Origin of the sequence: Mycobacterium scrofulaceum (assembly GCF_001667885.1) — a bacterium.
GTDB classification, from domain to species: domain Bacteria; phylum Actinomycetota; class Actinomycetes; order Mycobacteriales; family Mycobacteriaceae; genus Mycobacterium; species Mycobacterium scrofulaceum_C.
On record NZ_LZJW01000109.1, the window covers coordinates 19,121 to 39,205 of the forward strand.

Below are 20,085 nucleotides of genomic sequence, written 5' to 3' on the forward strand. Positions count from 1 at the left end.
AGGACAATTACCAGGTTCGAGCCGCTTCCGCCAGGCCGTGCACCAGGGCGCTGGTGACCGGTGACAGGCCGTCGCCGCCGGGCAGCGGGCTGCGCGGGCTGATGCCGCGGACGCGCGGGGACAGCTCCAGCTGAGTACCGCCGTCGCGCACCCGGTTGACCGGATTGCCCGGATGCAGCCCCCGCAACTCCGGCGGGATGTCCTCGAGGTCGGTGATCACCTGATAGCCGGTCAACTGAATGTGCCGGGCCAGGTGCGCGGCCAAGGCGCGGTTGCGGCCGCCGGCCAGCAGCTGGGTGCTCCGCCCGATGCGGCCGTAGCCGTGCAGCGACACCGCCACATCGACATGATCGAGGAATTCGGCGAGCCGTGGTGACTCGGCCGGGTCGAACGACGCCGACGGCAGGTGGTGCGGGTAGCGGTCGGGGTGGCGCAGCACGTACACCGACGCTCCGGCGGCGTCCGCGGCCCGTTCGGCGATCACGTCGGTCATCTCCTCCAGCCCTCCACCGTGGATGGCGAGAAAGCCGAAGCGCGACCGTAATCGACTGACCTCGCTGATCCCTGGCTCGCTCAGCAACGCTGAAAGCGATTGCGGCGCAGGGCCCGACGTCGGCGCACGGCGCGGCCAGCCCGAGGGATCCCAGCGCCGCAAGAAGTCGATCCAGCGTTGCGGCAACCCGTGCTGCACGGCGCCGTCGATGATTTTGGGCAGGTAACCCGGCCGGGGCGGACCCGGTGTCACCCGGTGGTCGATGTAGACCCAGGCCGGCGACGCCCCGTCGTCGGTGTGCACGGTCAGCCGGTCCCGCCGGTAGCGCACCGGCACGCCCTCGGCGCTATCGAGGGTCGCCAGGTCGCCGTCGGAGATCTGCCAGATCACGCCATGCACCTGATTGCCGGCGAATGGTTCGACAGTGGCGACGCCGCGCTGGTTGATCAGCCAGTCGTGATCGGACAGGACGGCCGGGCGCGGATCGGCGGCGTCGGGACAACGCAGCGCCATCTGCCTGACGCACAGGTTCGAGCCATATGCGAAGTAGGCGTGCCGGCGGCCCGGCATTTAGCCGGTCACCGTCAGCCAGATGAGCACCACGTTAAGCAGACTAATCATTACGCCGACGCCCCAGCCAATAACCGTCGTGACGCGATGATTGGTGTCGTCGCCCATCAGCTGACGGTCACTGGTCAGCTTTACCAGGGGAAGGACCGCAAACGGTATCCCGAACGACAGCACGACCTGGGAGAGCACCAGGGCGCGCGTGGGGTCGAACCCGAACGCGAGGATCACCAGCGCGGGGCACACGGTGATCAAGCGGCGCACCAGCATCGGAATCCTGCGGTGCAGCAGGCCCTGCATGATCATGGCGCCGGCGTAGGCGCCCACCGACGACGAGGCCAGCCCGGACGCCAGCAACCCGACGGCGAAGAGCACCGCGATGGCGGGGCCCAGGGTGTGGTGGATCGCGGAGTACGCGCCCTCGATGGACGCGCTGATGTCGCGGTGCTGCAGGTTGATCGCGGCGACCAGCAGCATCGCGGCGTTCACCGTCCCCGCCACGGCCATTGCCAGCACGACGTCCAACCGGGTCACCCGCAGCAGCAGGCGTCGATGCGAGCCCTGGGCGGGATGCCCATGGCGGTCGAGCACCAGCCCGGAATGCATGTACACCGCGTGCGGCATCACCGTGGCACCCAGGATGGCGGCGGCAAGCAGCACGCTCTCGGTGCCCCGGAATCGCGGCACCAGCCCGCCGAGCACGGCGTCGGGCGGCGGCGTTTTCACGAAGAAGCTGGCCGCGAACCCGACGGCGATGACCAGCAGCAGTCCGGTGATGACGCGCTCGAAGATGATCTGGCCGCGCCGGTCCTGGATGGCCAACAGCAGCAGGGACACCGCCCCGGTGATGACCCCGCCGAGCAGCAGCGGCAAGCCGAACAGGATTCGCAAGGCTATTGCGCCGCCGACGATTTCGGCCATGTCCGTCGCGATCGCCACTAGTTCGGCCTGAGCCCAGTAGACCAGCCGGACCGGGCGGCTCATCCGCTTGCCGATGGCCGCGGGCAACGAGCGTCCGGTCACCAGGCCGAGCTTGGCCGACAGATATTGCACCAGGCCGGCCAGCGCGTTGGCCACGACGATCACCCACAGCAGCAGGTACCCGAACTGTGCGCCGGAACTGACGTTGGCGGCGACGTTGCCCGGATCGACATAGGCGATCGCCGCGACGAAGGCAGGCCCGAGCAGATACCAGCTGCTCTTCAGCGTGGCCTGGCTGCTCTCCGTCAACGTGTCGCCCTCGATTCATACGGCCGAATAAGAAAGTGAGGTTAGCCGAATACTCGTCGCGGACCGTAGGACACCCACGATTCGGCCACGTCTCCCCGGGCGGGCGGCGACGGCCTGCCGCCTGGGCCCAGCGACCCGACCGGTTCTATACCCGCGGGTGCGGCCGGCTACTCGGGCAGGTAGAGCCCCTTGCCGGTGATCAGCGGCAGATCGAGCGTCGTCACGATTCCCGGCTCCGCGGCCACCACCGCGGGGATCGCGTTGACCACCCGCATCGCGGTGGCGACCAGCCCGGCGTGGTTGTGGTCGCCCTTGCGGCTGCTCAGGCAGACGTCCATGGCGTAGGACGGCTCGCCGGTGATCTCGATGCGGTAGGACCCGCCGTGCTGAGCCGGCTGTGGCCACTCGGGGCACAGGTCCTCGCGCAGACGGGTGACGTGCTCGAGGACGACGACGGGGTCGCCGTTGACCATGCCGAACACCTCGAAGCGCAGCGCTGCGGCGCTGCCCTTCGGGATATGCCCCGACGCGATGTCGAAGTCCTCGGGCGCCGGGACGCGCACATACTCCTGCGCGACCGAGTCGAGCGAGATGCCCAGGCCCGCCGCCAGCTGGCGCACCACCGATCCCCACGCCAGGCTGAGCACGCCGGGCTGCAGCAGCATCGGGATCTCGTCGAGCGGCTTCCCGAAACCCATCACGTCGAACATGACGGCGGCGCTGTCATAGGTCGCGTAGTCGACGATCTCCATGCAGCGAATCTGCTGGATATTCTGACAGGTGCCGGCCAGCGCCATCGGCAGCAGGTCGTTGGCGAAGCCGGGATCGATCCCGTTCACATATACGCTCGAACTGCCTTCCCGCGCAGCGTCTTCGATGGGCTTGATGAGCTCGTCGGGGATGACCTCCCAGGGGTATTGCAAGAAGACCGGGCCGCTTCCGACGATGTTGATTCCGGCCGCCAGCACGCGCCGGTAGTCCTCCAGCGCCTCGGGCAACCGGTTGTCGGCGAGCGCGTTGTAGACCGCGCACTGCGGTCCGGTGGCCAGCACGGCGTCCAGGTCAGTGCTGGCCAGCACCCCGGTCGATTCGGGAAGGCCGGCGAGCTCTGCCGCGTCCTTGCCGGCCTTTGCCTCCGATGACACCCAGACGCCTCTGAGTTCGAACTCCGGGTTGGTGATGAGCGCTCGCAATGCGTGGACGCCGACGTTGCCGGTGCCCAATTGGACGACGGGGATTGCCATGACGGCTCCTTAGCGTGGGGGTCACAGATCCGGGACGGGGATGTCGAGATTGGGGTAGGTGAGGCCACCGTCGACCTCGAGCGTCTTACCGGTCAGGAAGCTGCCGGCCGGGGACGCCAAATACACTGCGGCCGCGGCGATGTCGACGGGGTCGCCAAGCCGGCGCATGGGCGTGGCCTTCTCCATCGGTGCGCGCAACTCGTCGTTGGACGCGACGATGTCCAGCGCGGAGGTGAGGATCGATCCCGGCGCGATCGCGTTCACGCGGATGCGCGGGCACAGGTCCAGTGCGGTCAGCCGGGTGTAGTGGGACAGCGCGGCCTTCGCGGTGCCGTAGGCGGCGAATCCCCGGCCGGCCAGCCGGCCCATGGTGGAGGTGATGTTGATGATGCTGCCCCCACCGGAGTGCTCGAGCATCAGGGGCACCGCCGCGACGGTCAGCGCATGGGCGGTGGCGACGTTGAACGTGAACGCGTCCCTGAGGTCCTTGGTCGAGGTGGTCAGCAGCGTGTTCGGCATGGTTCCGCCGACGTTGTTGACGACGATGTCTAGTTTCCCGAAGGCCTCGACCGCCTGGCCGGCCAGCTCCGCGGTCGCCTCCGGGTGGGCGAGATCGGCGGCGACGATGTGCGCCCGCCGACCCGCGGCGCGGACCTGTTCGGCGACGCCTTCTAGTTGCGATTCCGTGCGCGAGGCGATCAGGACGTCGGCGCCCGCCTCGGCGAAAGCCAACGCGATGGCCGCCCCGAGGCCGCGGCCGGCACCGGTGATGACGGCGACTTTGTCATCGAGACGAAATCTGTCAAGGATCATTGCGGCCTCTCTTCGCCCAAGTTGTCAGCCGACACGGTAGCAAGCCGCGCCGTGTCAGATGCGGCATTTCTGGAACAGGTTCTACTTTTGCATATGGGCCGGGCGGCGCAATGCCCCGTGCCCATTTGCGTGCGGGGGAACGGGCCGGCCGAAAACGTGTGTTTGACCGCCGTGGCGGGACGGCCTCAGCGCATCCCGCGTCCACTGCGAGAACATTCACCCGGCGTTAGCCTTAGTGCGCTGACCGTTTGGTCGGTGCGCACGGCTAATGAATGGTGGCGATCATGTCTGAGCTTTCCCGCCGGGGATCATATTGCGGCTGAACCGATTTGGCGCTGCGCTCAGCGCCGCGACCGTCCTGGCGCTGTCCGGCTGCGGGAGTAACGACAACACGGCGGGCGAACATCCCGCGCCGGGCACGTCGGTCGCCAAGGTGAGCTGTGGCGGGGCCAAGTCGCTCAAGGCGAGCGGGTCGACCGCCCAGGCCAACGCGATGACCCGCTTCATCAAGGCGTTCGAGCAGGCCTGCCCGGGCTGGACGCTGAACTATACGCCCAACGGCTCGGGCGCGGGAATCGGTGAATTCACGGGTAACCAAACCGATTTCGCGGGGTCCGACTCACCGCTGGCTCCCATCGAATACTTCGCGGCGCGCCAGCGTTGCGGTTCGCCCGCATGGAATTTGCCGGTGGTGTTCGGGCCGATCGCGATCAGCTACAACGTCAAGGGCGTGACGTCGCTGAATCTGGATGGTCCCACGGCCGCCAAGATATTCAAGGGTGACGTCACCGCCTGGAACGATCCGGCCATTGCGGCGCTGAACCCGGGCGTCCCTTTTCCCGCCGAGCCGATTCGGGTGATCTTCCGCAACGACCAGTCCGGCACCACGGACAATTTTCAGAAATACCTGGATTCCGCGGCCAACGGCGTCTGGGACAGGGGCATCGGGAAGACGTTCAACGGCGGCGTCGGCGAGGGGGCCAGGGGCAACGACGGCACCTCGGCGGCGGTCAAGGCCACCGAGGGGTCGATCAGCTATAACGAATGGTCGTTCGCCCAGGCGCAGAAGCTCAACATGGCCCGGATCATCACCTCGGCCGGCCCCGACCCGGTGGCGATCAGCGCCGATTCGGTGGGCAAGGCAATCGCCGGAGCCGACTTCACCGAAGAGGGCAACGACCTGGTCGTCGACACCTTCTCCTTCTACAGACCGGCCCAGCCCGGTTCCTATCCGATCGTGCTCGCGACGTACGAGATCGTGTGTTCGAAGTATCCGGATCCCCAGGTCGCCGCCGCGGTGAAGGCGTTCCTGCAAAGCACCGTGGGCGCGGGGCAGAACGGCCTGGCGGACAACGGCTACATCCCGGTTCCCGAGTCGTTCAAGCCCCGGTTGTCGGCGGCGATCGACGCCATTTCGTGAGCCCGGCCGCCCCGGCGTGCGGGCCGCCCGCAGGCCGCGTTGGCCAGCGACAATCGGCCGACAGCAATTTGCCCAACGTTAACCTTCTTGCTGTTAGCTTCCTTGCTGCGAGAGACGGCTCATCGCCGGGTAGCGGCTAGGAGAACGTCGCCCATCATGTTTCATCCCTACCGTTAGGAAGTGACTTGAAACTCAACCGATTCGGTGCCGCGCTGAGCGTCCTGACCGCTGCTGCGCTGGCGTTGTCGGGGTGCGGAAGCGACAACAATGCCAACGGCGGGAGCAGCGGGACGAGCGGCTCGGCGTCGGGCAAGGTCAGCTGCGGCGGCAAGAAGACGCTGAAGGCCAGCGGGTCGACCGCGCAGGCCAACGCCATGACCCGCTTCGTCAACGCCTTCGAACAGGCCTGCCCGGGTCAGACGTTGAACTACACGGCCAATGGGTCGGGCGCGGGAATCAGCGAATTCAACGGCAACCAAACGGATTTCGGCGGCTCGGACTCGCCGCTCGCGGCGAAGGAATACGCCGCGGCGCAGCAGCGCTGCGGCTCCCCGGCGTGGAACCTGCCGGTGGTGTTCGGGCCGATCGCCATCACCTACAACGTCAAGGGTCTGAGTTCGCTGAGCCTCGACGGTCCCACGGCGGCGAAAATCTTCAACGGCGCCATCACGACGTGGAACGACCCGGCGATCGCGGCGCTGAACTCCGGTGTCACGTTGCCCGCCGAGCCGATCCATGTGGTGTTCCGCAACGACGAATCCGGCACCACCGACAACTTCCAGAAGTACCTTGACGCCGCCTCGAACGGCGCGTGGGGCAAGGGCGCGGGCAAGACGTTCAAGGGTGGCGTCGGCGAGGGCGCCAAGGGCAACGACGGCACGTCGGCGGCCATCAAGGCCACCGAGGGGTCGATCACCTACAACGAATGGTCGTTCGCCCAGGCGCAGAAACTGGACATGGCCAAGGTCGTCACGTCGGCCGGCCCGGACGCGGTGGCGATCAGCGCCGACTCGGTCGGCAAGACCATTTCCGGCGCCAAGATCAGCGGGCAGGGCAACGACCTGGTGCTGGACACACTCTCCTTCTACAAGCCGACCCAGCCCGGGTCCTACCCGATCGTGCTGGCGACATACGAGATCGTTTGCTCGAAGTATCCCGACCCCCAGGTCGGCACGGCGGTGAAGGCGTTCCTGCAAAGTACGATCGGTGCGGGGCAGAGTGGCCTTGCCGACAACGGGTACATTCCCATCCCGGATTCGTTCAAGTCGAGACTGTCGGCTTCGATCAACGCCATCACGTGATTTGAGGTGGTCGTGACCCGAGGAGCGGTAGCCAGCCCGTCGACCGCGGAAAAACCTGCGCTCACGGCGTTGGGCACACCGTCAGGCCGACGGGGTGACCGGCTGTTCAGGTTGGCGGCCGCCGCTGCCGGTTCGACGATCGTGGCCGCGATCCTGCTGATCGCGGTGTTCCTACTGCTTCGTGCCGTTCCGTCGCTGCGGGCCAACCACGCGAACTTCTTCACCAGCGCCCAGTTCAGCACCACCGACCCAAGCAAGCTCGCCTTCGGCATCCGTGACCTGTTGATGGTCACGGTGCTCAGTTCGCTCACCGCGCTGGTGCTCGCGGTGCCGATCGCGGTGGGTATCGCGGTGTTTCTCACCCAATATGCGCCCAAGCGGCTGGCTCGCCCGTTCGGCGCGATCGTCGACCTGCTCGCCGCGGTTCCCTCGATCATCTTCGGGTTATGGGGCATCTTCGTGCTGGCGCCCAAGATCGAGCCCGTCGCGGCATTCCTCAATCGCCACCTGGGCTGGTTCTTCCTGTTCAAGCAGGGCAACGTGTCGCTGGCCGGTGGCGGCACCATCTTCACCGCGGGCATCGTGCTTTCGGCGATGATCCTGCCGATCATCACGTCGGTCTCGCGGGAGGTGTTCCGGCAGACCCCGCACATCCAGATGGAGGCCGCGCAGGCACTGGGGGCCACCAAGTGGGAGGTGGTGCGGATGACCGTGCTGCCGTTCGGCCGCAGCGGTGTGATCGCGGCGTCGATGCTGGGGCTGGGCCGGGCGCTCGGCGAGACGGTGGCGGTGCTGATCATTCTGCGTTCCGCCGCACGCCCCGGAAATTGGTCGCTGTTCGACGGCGGCTACACATTCGCCTCGAAAATCGCCTCGGCCGCAGCCGAATTCAGTGAACCGCTGCCCACCGGGGCCTACATCGCCGCCGGGTTCGCGCTGTTCGTCTTGACGTTCGTCGTCAACGCACTGGCTCGCGCCGTCGCCGGGGGGAAGGTGAACGGATGACGGCCAGCGTGTTCGACCGGCCGGTCAAAGCCCAGGCGTTCCGGCCCGTCAGCATCCGGCGGCGGCTCACCAACGACGCGGCGACGATTTTCTTCGTGGCCTCCTTCCTCATCGCGCTGGTGCCGCTGGTCTGGGTGCTGTCGGTGGTGATAGCCCGGGGCTGGTATGCGGTCACCCGAACGGGTTGGTGGACCCACTCGCTGCACGGCATCCTGCCGGAGCAGTTCGCCGGCGGGATCTACCACGCGCTGTACGGAACCATGGTGCAGGCCGGGGTGGCCGCACTGCTGTCCGTGCCGCTGGGGCTGATGACCGCGGTCTTCCTGGTGGAATACGGTTCCGGCCGGCTGGTGCGGCTGACCACCTTCATGGTCGACGTGCTTGCCGGGGTGCCCTCGATCGTGGCGGCGCTGTTCGTCTTCAGCCTCTGGATCGCGACGCTGGGATTCCAGCAGAGCTCGTTCGCCGTGTCGCTGGCGCTGGTCTTGCTGATGCTGCCGGTGGTGGTGCGGTCCGCCGAGGAGATGCTCAGGCTGGTGCCCGACGACCTGCGGGAGGCCAGCTACGCGCTCGGCGTTCCGAAGTGGAAGACCATCATGCGGATCGTGTTCCCGATCGCCATGCCCGGCATCGTCTCCGGCGTCTTGTTGTCCGTCGCCCGGGTCATCGGGGAAACCGCCCCGGTGCTGGTGCTGGTGGGTTACAGCCGCTCGATCAACGTCGACATCTTCCACGGCAACATGGCCTCGCTGCCGCTGCTGATCTACACCGAGCTCACCAACCCCGAGCATGCCGGGTTCCTGCGCATCTGGGGTGCGGCGCTGAGCCTGATCATCATGGTCGCGGTGATCAACGTGATCGCGGCGGCGACCCGGTTCCTGGCGACGCGCCGGCGCTGAGCGCACGCCCGGTCCGGGTCAGGACTTGGATGCGGCCTTTTTGGCGGGCGCCTTCTTCGCCGTGGTCTTCTTCGCCGTGGTCTTCTTGGCGGCCGTCTTCTTGGCCGGCGCCTTCTTGGCCGGTGCCTTGCCGTTGCCCGAACGCGCCTTCACGCTGGCTTCCAGCTTGGCCAGGAGGTCGGAGACGTCCTCGGTCTCGTCGAGCTCCTTCGGCTGCTCCTCGGTGGTAAACGCTTCGCCACCTTCGAGTTTCGCGTCGATGAGCTCCTGCAGCTGCTCCTGATAGGTGTCGTGATAGCGGTCCGGGTTGAAGTCTTCGGCCATCGACTCCACCACCTGGCCGGCCATTTTCAGTTCCGCGGGCTTGATCTCGACCTCCTTGTCGAGGACGGGAAAGTCCGGGTCGCGGATCTCGTCGGGCCACAACAGGGTGTGCACCATCATCACGTCGCGCTTGCCGAAGTCCTTGACGCGCAACGCCGCCAGCCGCGTCTTGTTGCGCAGGGTGAAGTGCACGATCGCCATCCGATCGGTCTCGGCGAGCGTCTTCGCCAGCAGCACATACGATTTCGACGACTTGGAATCCGGCTCCAGGAAGTAGCTTCGGTCGAAGAGCATCGGGTCGACCTCGTCGGCCGGAACGAACTCCAGCACCTCGATCTCACGGCTGCGCTCTTCGGGCAGCGTGGCGATGTCGTCGTCGGTGATGATGACCATCTGGCCGTCGTCGGATTCGAACGCGCGGGCGATGTCACGATATTCGACGACCTCGCCGTCCACCTCGCACACGCGTTGGTATCGGATGCGGCCGTTGTCCTTGGCGTGCACCTGATGGAACTTGATGTCGTGGTCCTGGGTGGCGCTGTACACCTTGACCGGGACGTTGACCAGCCCGAACGCGATCGAGCCCTTCCAGATGGAGCGCATGTAAGTCAGTATGCCCATACTGTTCGCCGGCTAACAGCACGCGGGGCCGTTGCGTCCCAGCTCGTGACCGCATCGAAGCCGGCCGGGAAGCTATCGCCGGTTTGCCTGGGCCCGCAGGTCGGCCCGGTCGGGCAGCTGCGCACCGGCGCGGCCCACGGTCGCCGCCGACGACAGCGCGGCCGCCTCAAGTGCTCCGGTCAGGGCGTCGATCGAGATGCGCCGCAGGGCGGCCCGCCGGTCGGCACCCAACAAGTCCATTGCCCACAGCGCGTCGAGCAGGCCGACCATGAAGGCGTCGCCGGCTCCCACGGTGTCCACCACGCGGACCGGCCTGGCGGCCACGCGCGCCTCACCGGCCGAGCACAGCGCGACCGCGCCGCGCGCTCCCATCGTCACCACGACGATCGCCGGTCCAGACGCCAGCCACGCCCGGGCCGTCTGTTCGGGCTCTTGCTCGGGATCGATCCAGCGCAGATCCTCGTCGCTGACCTTGACGACGTCACTGCGCTCGGCCAGGTGCTCGATCCGCGCGCGGGCCGAATCCCGGTCGGTGATCAGCGACGGTCGCACATTGGGGTCGAAGGTGACGGTGGCTGAGGGGCGATAGGCGTCGACCAACGCCACGACCGCCAGGCAGCCCGGCTCGCGTACGGCGGCGATGGATCCGGTGTGCACCAATAGCGGCGGCGGAACCTCGGGTGTGCCGGAAAGCCGCCAGTCCAGGTCGAACGTGTAGACGGCGGATCCGTCCGCGGCGAGAGTCGCCACCGCGGTCGGTGTCCGGATGGCCGCAACGCTGCCCGGAACAAGCTGTGCACCAGCACCTTTCACGTAGTCGGCGATACGCCGGCCATGTGGGTCATCGGCGATGTGGGTCAAGAAGTCGATCTCGCGGCCCAGCCGGCCGAGCCCGACGGCGACGTTGAGCGGACTGCCCCCGACATGCTCGTCGCCGTTGACGATGTCGATCAGCGATTCGCCGATCACCAACCCGCGGGTCATCGCACCAGGGCCTCCAGCGTCGCCCGAGCTCCCTTGTGGTGCAACGAATCCAGCGCCCAGCAATACGCGTCGACAAACCGTGGCTGGTGGGTCAGGTCGCAGAACACCGCGGTCACCTCGACGAACGCGGTGGGATTCTGGTGTTGCGAGCGGGCGATCGGGATGAGCGAATCCGCGAGCTGGTCCACCACCTCGTACGGCTTACCCCATTCGTCGGTGCCCTCGGCGTAGCGCGCCCAGCTGGCCACCGCCGCGGCCGCCAGCCGAACCGGCCCGTCGCTGGCCAGGTTGTCGCAGATGACGGGGAACAGCCATTTCGGGATGCGGTCCGACGAGTAAGCGCAGATGCGCGCGACGGTGTCGCGCACGGCCGGGTTGGCGAACCGCTCGACCAGCGTGCGGCCGAACTCGTGCAGGTCGATTCCCGGCACCGGCGGCAGGGTGGGAATGGCCTCGGTTTCGAAGTACGAGAGCAGGAATGCGGCGAAGAGGGGGTCGCGGGCCGCCTCGTGGACGAACTGGAAGCCGCAGAGGTGCGCGAAGTAGGCCAGGCACTGATGCCCAGCGTTGAGCATCCGCAACTTCATCAGCTCGTACGGTCGCACGTCGTCGACCATCAGGACCCCGGCCTGCTCCAGCGGGGGCCTGCCATCGGCGAAGTCGTCTTCGATCACCCAGGCGGTGAAGGGTTCGGCCACCACCGGCCACCGGTCGTCGACGCCGAAGTCGCGCCGCACCTCAGCGGCCATCTCCAAAGTCGTTGCCGGGGTGATGCGGTCGACCATCGAACTGGGGAAGCGGGCGTTCTGCGCCACCCATTCGGCCAACGCGGGATCCCTGCGTTCGGCGCCGGCGAGCACGGTGCGCTTGGCGACCTCGCCGTTGTTCTCGATGTTGTCGCAGGAAACGATTGTCGGCGCGGGGATTCCGCGATCGCGCCGCCGGGCGAGCGCCTCGGTGATCAATGCGAACGCCGGCCCATCGGGGTCGCGGTACCCACCTTCGGTGATGGTCAGCGAAATGATCCGGGTGGAGGCGGCGGTGAGCACCTCCAGCGCTGATTCCGGATCGTCCGGGACGTAGCGGTAGTCCACGATCGACCCGATCACCTGCGCGTCCCGGCTGCCGTTGGGGTTCTCCAAGATCAGCGTGTACAGCCCGTCCTGACCGTTGAGGACGTCGCGCATGGTCCAATCGGCGGGCATCACGCCTATGCCGCAGATGCCCCACTCGCGGGCCAGCCCCTGCTGCAGCAGGAGGTTGATATACGCAGCCTGATGCGCGCGGTGGAAGTGCCCGGCGCCGATATGCGCGATACCGACAGTCACGCTGCCGCGGTCATAGTTCGGGGCCTCGATCGGCAGTGCGGAAAGCGACGCATTGTTCAGGTTGATCGTGCTAGCCACCATTGGCCAACTCCTCACCGGGCCACGGGCCCCGAAATTGATCGGGCTCGCAGCACCTCTCGACGGTATGACGGCCGCGGGCCGAAGCCCAGCGGCTTGGGCCAACCGATGTCCTACGTGACCGGGGAACCCCCGGTCGGCACGGCCGACAACAGCAGGACATCGGCGAGCGCACGCCACGAATCGGTGATCGCGACGGCCCCCGCATCGATCAAATCCGCTCGGCGGCAATCCCTTTCGTCGGGCGGCACGAACATCAGGTTACCCACGGTGGCGTAGCCGGCCGCGACCGCGGAACTGACCCCGGCGACGGAGTCTTCGATGGCCAACCCTTGTTCTGCCGCGACACCCATCACCTGCCCGGAATGCAGATACACCGCCGGGTCGGGCTTGCTCGTCGGCACCGGAAGCGAATCCTCGGCGCTGAACGTCACCGCCTCGGGTATCAGCGAATCGATGCCGGTGGCGGCGAAACAGGCGCGCAGGCGCTTGGTGGCGCTGGAGCTGACCGCCGCGAGCGCGTAGTGCGGCGCGAGGTCGCGCAGCGGTTCGAGCACCCGCGGGTCGGGGGTCAGCGTGACGGCGAGATGCGCGGTGACCCGTTCCCGCTCTTCGCGCACCCACCGCTCGAGTTCATCGGCGGACAACGCGTTGCCCTTCGCCACGTCGTCGGCTGATGCGACCACCGCTGCCGGAAGGCTCTGCGCCAACGTCTGATCGAGCGGCAGACGGCACTGGGCCGCCAGGTCCAGCGCCATGGCGCGAAAGTTCTTCCCGACGGCCCGCTTACGCAACTCCTCGGAGTCCAGTGGGGCGCTCACGCCGAACCTGGCGAGGAAGCGATTCATCACCTCGGTCGAGGCTTCGAACGCCGGCCGCTCCGAAGCGAACAGGTTGTCATCGGCGTCGCACAGCAACGTCGTGATCGGCGCAGGGTCGAACGTGCGCATAAAGCTCAGGCCCGCGTTCATCGTGTCACCAACTCTCGCTCGTCGTTGCGCAGCGCGTCACGCATTGTGGGTACCACGCCGCGGGTGTCGATATCGGCGATCATGTCGCCGAGGCGCCGGGCGAAACCGGGAACCGCCCGCAGCTCGGCGAACATCGCATGCCGCAGCAGGGGATCGGGGTTGTGGCCGGACATGTTGGCCAACTTAGCCACCGGTATCGCCTGCGAGTCTTCGAGGCGGAGTCGGCGGCCCTGGAGGTCGTGGCCGCGCATATACCGGGCCCATCCGGCAACGGCCAACGTCAGCAGCGTGTGCGGTCTGCCCTGCGCGATCGCCTCCTGCAGGGACGGCAGCACAAAGGAGGTGATTTTGGTGGTCCCTCGGCGGGCTAGCCGCGACAATTGGTCGCTCATGCTGGGATTGCTGAGCCGATCGAGCAAGGTGGCCCGGTACTGCGGGGTGTTCATCCCCGGGACGGCGGGCAGCAACGGCTGGATTTCCCGCCGCAGCAGGGCCTCGACGTAGTCGAAGATGACGCCGTCCCGCATCGCCTCGTCGGTGCGCTGGTAACCGGCCAGTGTCGCCAGGCACGCGAGCGCGATGTGGGTTCCGTTGAGCAGACGCGTCTTGATCAGTTTGTGTTCGCTGACATCGGCGACGAATTCCGCGCCGACCTCCTCGAGCGGCGGCCGCCCGTTGCTGAACGAATCCTCGATCACCCATTGGCGATACGGTTCGGTCACGACCGGACACTTGTCGGCCACACCGAATGTCTGCTCGACGAACTCCCGTTCCGAATTCGAGGTCTGCGGCGTGATGCGGTCGACCATGGTCGACGGGAACGCGACGTGCCTTTCGATCCAGCGGGCGAGCCCCGGGTCCTTGCACGCGGCGAACGAAATCAGCGCGGTCCTCGCCGGCCGGGTGTCACCCGGAATGTTGTCGCAGCAGAGCACGGTGAACGGTGCGAACCCTGCGCGGCGGCGCCGGTCGAGAGCCTCGGCCAGATAACCCCACGCGGTGGCGTAGCCATCGGAGGCGACCAGGTCGGCTCGCACGTCGGGATGGTTGGCGTCGAACTGGTCGGTGACCGGATCCAGGAAGTATCCGTTGTCGGTGATCGTCAGGCTGACGATTCGGGTTTGAGGGTCCGCCAGGGCGGCGCGGACCGCCGCGCCGTCATTCGGTGCGAAGTGGACGGAGCCGATCGAGCCCACCACGCGGGCGGTCTGGCCGTCATGCCCGCGCTGTACCACGGTGTAAAGCCCGTCCTGCGCGGACAGCAAGTCCTTGGCCCCCGGCGAGTGCAGGCTGACCCCGGTGACACCCCACCGATCCGAAATGCCCGAGCGGGCAAGGTCGTCGAAGTAGACGGCCTGATGTGCGCGGTGGAAATTGCCCGCACCGATGTGAACGACACCGCGCCGCAGGGCCGAGCGCTCGTACGTGGGCACCGCGATTCGCTGGGAGTGCAGTCGAAGCGTGGCATTGCTGAGGGGGACGCCGCCTTCTGGACGTCTGGACACTATGCGCATCGGTACCGCGTGCCCGCTGATGCCTGTGGATCAACGCCTTCGTTACCGACGTCACAGAAATTTACGTTTGAGACATAATCCGTGGTGGGTAACGAATGTCACTTCTCAGGCGCGTAGGTTGACAACATGGCGCCGCGGGTGAAACTCACCAATGCCGACAAGGTGCTGTATCCCGCCACTGGGACCACCAAGCGGGACGTCTTCGACTATTACACCCGGATTGCCCAGGTGATGATTCCGCATATCGCGGGACGCCCGGCCACCCGCAAGCGCTGGCCGAATGGCGTTGAGGAGTCGTCGTTTTTCGAAAAGCAGCTGGCATCCTCCGCTCCGGAATGGTTGCCCCGCGCCAGCGTCACACACCGTTCGGGCACCACGACGTACCCCATCATCGACAGCCCCGACGGGCTGGCCTGGATCGCGCAACAGGCCGCGCTGGAAGTGCACGTGCCCCAGTGGCGGTTCGTCGCCGAGTGGACCCGAAGCAAGGCCGAGGAGCTCAAGCCCGGCCCGGCGACCAGACTGGTGTTCGACCTCGACCCCGGTGACGGCGTGACCATGGCGCAGCTGGCCGAGGTGGCCCACGCCGTCCGCGACCTCATCGACGGGATCGGGCTGACCCTTTTTCCGCTCACCAGCGGCAGCAAGGGCCTGCACCTGTACGCGCCGCTGGCGGAGCCGGTGAGCAGCAAGGGTGCGACGGTGTTGGCGAAACGCGTTGCCCAGCAACTGGAAAAGTCCATGCCCAAGCTCGTCACCTCCACCATGACGAGAAGCCTGCGGGCCGGAAAGGTGTTCCTCGACTGGAGCCAGAACAACGGCGCCAAGACCACGATCGCCCCGTATTCGTTGCGCGGACGCGAGCACCCGACCGTCGCGGCCCCGCGCACCTGGGAGGAACTCGGCGCCCCGGCGTCGCTTAGGCAGTTGCGCTATGACGAGGTGCTGGCCCGGGTGGCGCGCGACGGTGACCTGCTCGAGGCGTTGGACAACGACGCACCTGTACCCGACAGGCTGAGCAAGTACCGCAGCATGCGGGACGCGTCGAAGACCCCGGAGCCGGTTCCACACGCCAAACCTGTTACTGGCCAGGGCAATTCGTTCGTCATTCAGGAGCATCACGCACGCCGGCTGCACTACGACTTCCGGCTGGAGAAAGACGGCGTGCTGGTGTCATGGGCGGTCCCCAAAAACCTACCCGAGACCACGTCGGTGAACCACCTCGCGGTGCACACCGAGGACCATCCGCTGGAATACGCCACCTTCGAGGGCAACATCCCCAAAGGGGAATACGGCGCCGGAAAGGTGATCATCTGGGACGCCGGAACCTACGAGGCGGAGAAGTTTCGCGACGACGAGGTGATCGTCAACCTGCACGGCAACAAGGTCTCCGGTCGTTACGCGCTGATCCAAACCAACGGTGACCAATGGCTGGCCCACCGAATGAAGGATCAGAAGACCTTCGACTTCGACGGCATCGCGCCCATGCTGGCCACCCACGGTTCGATCGGGGCGTACAAGGCGAGCCAGTGGGCGTTCGAAGGCAAATGGGACGGCTATCGACTGCTCGTCGAAATCGACCACGGCAACCTGCGGGTGCGCTCCCGCCGCGGCCGGGAGGTGACCAACGAGTACCCCCAGTTGCGTTCGCTGGCAGCAGATCTGGCTGAGCATCACGTAGTGCTCGACGGGGAGGCTGTCGTGCTGGACGCCTCCGGGGTGCCCAGCTTCCACGCCATGCAGAATCGGGGCCGCGGCAGCCGCGTCCAGTTCTGGGCGTTCGACCTGCTCTACCTCGACGGTCGCTCGCTGTTGCGGGCGCGCTACCAAGACCGCCGAAAGTTGCTGGAAACGCTGGCCGATGGCAACGAGCTGATCGTGCCGGAGTTGCTGCCCGGCGACGGGAAACAGGCGCTGGAGCACTCCGGCAAGCAGGGCTGGGAGGGGGTCGTCGCCAAGAAGCGCGACTCCACCTATCAGCCCGGTCGACGCTCGGCCTCCTGGATCAAGGACAAACATTGGAACACCCAGGAAGTCGTCATCGGCGGCTGGAAGGCCGGCGAGGGCGGACGCAGCAGCGGCATCGGCTCTCTGCTGATGGGCATCCCGACCGAGGGCGGCCTGCACTTCGCGGGGCGGGTCGGTACCGGGTTCACCGAACGCGACCTGGCGAGCCTCAAGAAGACCCTGGCGCCCCTGCACACCGACCGGTCCCCCTTCGCCCCACCGCTGCCGCGCAGCGAGGCCAGGGGCGTGACGTTCGTCGAGCCGGTGCTGGTGGGGGAGGTGCGCTACAGCGAGTGGACGCCGGATGACCGGTTGCGGCAATCGAGTTGGCGTGGGCTGCGACCGGACAAGGAACCGAGTGAGGTGGTGCGCGAATGAAATGGCTGACCTACCTTGACGCCGATGGCGAACGCACCGGGTTGCTCTCCGATGACAGTGACACCATCCACGCCATGCCCGCCGGCGTGACCCTGCTCGACCTGATCTCCCGGGGCGCCGACGGTTTGAACGCCGCCGGTGAAGAGGCACTGCGTGCCCCCGCGGCGACCGTGCCGCTGCGTGCGGTGCGGCTCTTGGCGCCGATCCCGCGACCACCATCCATCCGCGACTCGCTGTGCTTTCTGGATCACATGCGCAACTGCCAGGCCGCGCTGGGCGCAGGGCGCATGCTCGCCGACACCTGGTATCGCATACCGGCGTTCTATTTCGCCTGCCCGGCAACGGTTTTAGGCCCTTACGACGACGCACCGGCGGCACCCGGAAGTGCTTGGCAGGACTTCGAATTGGAGATCGCCGCCATCATCGGGACCGGTGGGCGCGACCTGACCGTCGACGAAGCCGAACGGGCCATCATCGGTTACACCATTTTCAACGACTGGTCGGCGCGCGACCTGCAGCAGATGGAAAGCCAGCTCGGGATCGGCCAGGGCAAGGGCAAGGACAGCGGCGTCACGCTGGGCCCGTACCTGGTGACGCCCGACGAACTCGCGCCCTACCGGCGCGCCGGCCGGCTCGATCTGCAGGTGACCGCGCTGGTCAACGACGCTGTCATCGGTTCGGGGTCGACCGCCGAAATGGATTGGAGCTTCGGCGAAGTCATCTCCTACGTCTCGCGCGGCGTGACCCTCGCACCCGGTGATGTCATCGGTTCCGGCACTGTTCCCACGTGCACGCTCGTCGAGCATCTCGACCCGGCGGCGCTGGACTCCTTCCCCGGCTGGCTACACGACGGCGACGTCGTCACCCTCCAGGTCCAGGGACTCGGGGAGACCCGGCAAACCGTGCGCGCCAGCCCCGCACCCCACCCCTTGGCCGCTCGGCCCAATCCGGACGCCGCGCCCCCGGCGCCGCGGGTGAACCGGGCACCCGCGAAGGTGCCCTACACCCGCGGCCTGCACGAGGTCGCCGATCGGGTGTGGGCGTGGACGCTGCCGGACGGGGGCTACGGGTGGAGCAACGCCGGCCTGGTCACCGGGGACGGCGCGTCGCTGCTCGTGGACACCCTCTTCGACCTGGCGCTCACCCGCGAAATGCTCGCGGCGATGGGCGAAGTCACCTCGTCGGCGCCCATCACCGATGCGCTGATCACCCACTCCAACGGAGACCACACCCACGGCAACCAACTGCTCGACGCCTCGGTGCGGATCATCGCCGCACGGGGCACCGCCGAGGAGATCGCGCACGGCATGGCGCCCGAGATGCTGGCGATGGCGCAGACCGCGAACCTCGGCCCGATCGCGACCCCCTACACGCGAGACCGCTTCGGGCACTTCGACTTCAGCGGCATCACGGTACGCAACGCCGACCAGACGTTCGACCGCGAGCTGACCATCGAGGTGGGCGGGCGGCGTGTCGATCTGTTGAATCTGGGTCCCGCGCACACCGCCGCGGACTCGGTGGTGCACGTGCCCGACGCGGGGGTGCTGTTCGGTGGCGACCTGCTGTTCATCGGCTGCACCCCGATCGTGTGGGCCGGTCCCATCGCCAACTGGATCGCCGCGTGCGACACGATGATCGCGCTCGACGCGCCGACGGTCGTGCCCGGACACGGCCCCGTCAGCGGCCCCGACGGAATCCGTTCGGTGCGTGGATATCTCGCGCACGTATCCGAACAAGCCGAGGCCGCCTACCGCAAGGGGATGTCCTGGTCGGAGGCGGCCGACACCATCGATCTCGGTGAGTACGCGAGCTGGCTGGATGCGGAGCGGGTCGTCGTCAACGTCTATCAACGTTACCGCGAACTGGACCCCCAGACCCCGCGGCTGGAGGTCATGGCCCTCCTGGTGATGCAGGCCGAGTGGCCGGCCAAAAGATCTCGTGGCTAAACCCGCACCGCGCGAACGAATTTGATCGTGGTGGCCGGAACCTGTTGCGCCGCCGTCCCCAACTCCGGCAGCCCGGCCGCGGCGAACAGGTCGGTGAGCCGGGATACGCTGGTTTCCCAACCGTTCTCGTGCAGCAGGGCCCCGACGTCGGTGTGCTCGCCGGGATAGGTCAAGCCGGTGAGATCCATCTCGAGTCCCCACCGCCGCCAGCCCTCGGTCATCAGCCTGGCCTGCTCCTGGTCCTGCGGCGAACTGCCCGTCACCGTCCCGAAGTCGGCGGCGAACCGGCTGCCCTCGGCGGATAGCGGGATGATCGAGTCCAGCAGCCGAACCTCTGCCTCCGGGGGCAGCCATCCGATGAGCACACCCTCGGCGAGCCACGCCGTGGGACGGGCCGGATCGAAGCCCCGCTCCTGCAGCGCCGCCGGCCAATCCTCGCGCAGATCGATTCCGACGTCGCGAAGCTTGGCGGTGGGCGCCGCCCCGATCTCCGCCATCGTCGCCGCCTTGAACGCGATCACCTCGGGCTGATCGATCTCATACACCGTGGTCCCGATCGGCCAGCGCAGCCGGTAGGCACGGGAATCCAGCCCCGAGGCCAGGATCACCACCTGGAGCAGGCCGGCCTGACCGGCCGCGGCGAAGTAGTCGTCGAAATATCGGGCGCGGGCGGCGAAGGTGTCGACCATCCGGTGAAAGCCGATGCTGCGCTCGAGGTCGCCGGGATCCAGTTCGCCGCTGGCGAGCTTGGTGAACACGTCCAACCCCACGGCGCGCACCAGCGGTTCGGCGAAGTCGTCCGTGATGACCGGCTGCGGGCGCTTGCTCGCGGCGGCGCGGGCGGCGGCGACCATGGTGGCCGTCGCTCCCACGCTGTTGGCCAGGTCCCAGCTGTCACCTTCGGTTCGTGCCATGCTCTCTCCTTCGATGTGGCGGCCAAACCACGGTATGCCCCGCCGGTG

The 20,085-nt window shown here is 67.2% G+C and carries 16 protein-coding genes; 6 read left to right on the plus strand and 10 right to left on the minus strand.

Annotated features, from left to right (window positions below; all coding sequences use genetic code 11):
* Positions 1-7: 7 nt before the first annotated feature.
* The 4 genes from A5681_RS17000 to A5681_RS17015 form a co-directional block, all read right to left on the minus strand.
* Complete coding sequence (locus A5681_RS17000; protein WP_067277298.1) at positions 8-1,063, minus strand: poly-gamma-glutamate hydrolase family protein; 1,056 nt, start codon at positions 1,061-1,063, stop codon at positions 8-10.
* Positions 1,064-2,290 (minus strand): Nramp family divalent metal transporter, encoded by a 1,227-nt coding sequence (locus A5681_RS17005; protein WP_067277300.1) that lies wholly within the window; start codon positions 2,288-2,290, stop codon positions 1,064-1,066. It abuts the gene before it with no gap.
* Positions 2,291-2,457: 167 nt separating this feature from the next.
* Positions 2,458-3,534 (minus strand): diacylglycerol kinase, encoded by a 1,077-nt coding sequence (locus A5681_RS17010; RefSeq protein WP_067277301.1) that lies wholly within the window; start codon positions 3,532-3,534, stop codon positions 2,458-2,460.
* A gap of 21 nt (positions 3,535-3,555) precedes the next feature.
* Positions 3,556-4,347: an SDR family oxidoreductase gene (locus A5681_RS17015; RefSeq protein WP_067277302.1), complete on the minus strand. Its 792-nt coding sequence runs from the start codon at positions 4,345-4,347 to the stop codon at positions 3,556-3,558.
* Positions 4,348-4,660: 313 nt separating this feature from the next.
* Between A5681_RS17015 and pstS (A5681_RS17020) the strand changes: the two genes are divergently transcribed.
* The 4 genes from pstS (A5681_RS17020) to pstA all read left to right on the plus strand — a co-directional run bounded on the left by pstS (A5681_RS17020) (position 4,661) and on the right by pstA (position 8,972).
* Positions 4,661-5,767 (plus strand): phosphate ABC transporter substrate-binding protein PstS, encoded by a 1,107-nt coding sequence (gene pstS, locus A5681_RS17020; protein ID WP_067277303.1) that lies wholly within the window; start codon positions 4,661-4,663, stop codon positions 5,765-5,767.
* Between the two features lie 185 nt (positions 5,768-5,952).
* The gene (gene pstS / locus A5681_RS17025; RefSeq protein WP_067277304.1) at positions 5,953-7,068 is read left to right on the plus strand and encodes a phosphate ABC transporter substrate-binding protein PstS; all 1,116 of its coding nucleotides are present in this window, start codon (positions 5,953-5,955) and stop codon (positions 7,066-7,068) included.
* 6 nt (positions 7,069-7,074) lie between these two features.
* Positions 7,075-8,073 (plus strand): phosphate ABC transporter permease subunit PstC, encoded by a 999-nt coding sequence (pstC, locus tag A5681_RS17030; protein ID WP_067277306.1) that lies wholly within the window; start codon positions 7,075-7,077, stop codon positions 8,071-8,073.
* Positions 8,070-8,972 carry a phosphate ABC transporter permease PstA gene (pstA, locus tag A5681_RS17035; protein ID WP_067277308.1) on the plus strand — a complete coding sequence of 301 codons (903 nt, stop codon included), beginning with the start codon at positions 8,070-8,072 and terminating at the stop codon, positions 8,970-8,972. Before pstC ends, pstA begins: the two co-directional genes overlap by 4 nt.
* Before the next feature lie 18 nt (positions 8,973-8,990).
* Here pstA and A5681_RS17040 read toward each other — a convergent pair whose 3' ends face one another.
* The 5 genes from A5681_RS17040 to A5681_RS17060 form a co-directional block, all read right to left on the minus strand.
* Positions 8,991-9,899: a Ku protein gene (locus A5681_RS17040; protein WP_067277383.1), complete on the minus strand. Its 909-nt coding sequence runs from the start codon at positions 9,897-9,899 to the stop codon at positions 8,991-8,993.
* A 90-nt stretch (positions 9,900-9,989) separates the two neighbouring features.
* Entirely contained in the window at positions 9,990-10,901 is a 912-nt protein-coding gene (locus A5681_RS17045; RefSeq protein ID WP_067277310.1) for a carbohydrate kinase family protein, read from the minus strand.
* Entirely contained in the window at positions 10,898-12,310 is a 1,413-nt protein-coding gene (locus tag A5681_RS17050; RefSeq protein ID WP_067277313.1) for a mannitol dehydrogenase family protein, read from the minus strand. The genes A5681_RS17045 and A5681_RS17050 overlap by 4 nt, the downstream gene beginning before the upstream one ends.
* Before the next feature lie 110 nt (positions 12,311-12,420).
* Positions 12,421-13,278: an HAD family hydrolase gene (locus A5681_RS17055; RefSeq protein WP_067277316.1), complete on the minus strand. Its 858-nt coding sequence runs from the start codon at positions 13,276-13,278 to the stop codon at positions 12,421-12,423.
* Positions 13,275-14,792 carry a mannitol dehydrogenase family protein gene (locus A5681_RS17060; RefSeq protein ID WP_067277319.1) on the minus strand — a complete coding sequence of 506 codons (1,518 nt, stop codon included), beginning with the start codon at positions 14,790-14,792 and terminating at the stop codon, positions 13,275-13,277. Before A5681_RS17060 ends, A5681_RS17055 begins: the two co-directional genes overlap by 4 nt.
* Positions 14,793-14,918: 126 nt before the next feature.
* On the opposite strand from A5681_RS17060, the gene A5681_RS17065 reads away from it, so the two are divergent.
* Both A5681_RS17065 and A5681_RS17070 read left to right on the plus strand, forming a co-directional pair.
* Positions 14,919-17,177, plus strand: coding sequence for an ATP-dependent DNA ligase (locus tag A5681_RS17065; protein WP_067277323.1), 2,259 nt, complete (start codon positions 14,919-14,921; stop codon positions 17,175-17,177).
* A complete protein-coding gene (locus A5681_RS17070; protein WP_067277326.1) occupies positions 17,174-19,123 on the plus strand; it encodes a fumarylacetoacetate hydrolase family protein in 1,950 nt (649 codons plus the stop codon). Before A5681_RS17065 ends, A5681_RS17070 begins: the two co-directional genes overlap by 4 nt.
* On the opposite strand, the gene A5681_RS17075 is transcribed toward A5681_RS17070, so the two are convergent.
* Positions 19,120-20,037: an SAM-dependent methyltransferase gene (locus A5681_RS17075; RefSeq protein WP_067277331.1), complete on the minus strand. Its 918-nt coding sequence runs from the start codon at positions 20,035-20,037 to the stop codon at positions 19,120-19,122. The genes A5681_RS17070 and A5681_RS17075 overlap by 4 nt on opposite strands.
* Between the last annotated feature and the right edge of the window lie 48 nt (positions 20,038-20,085).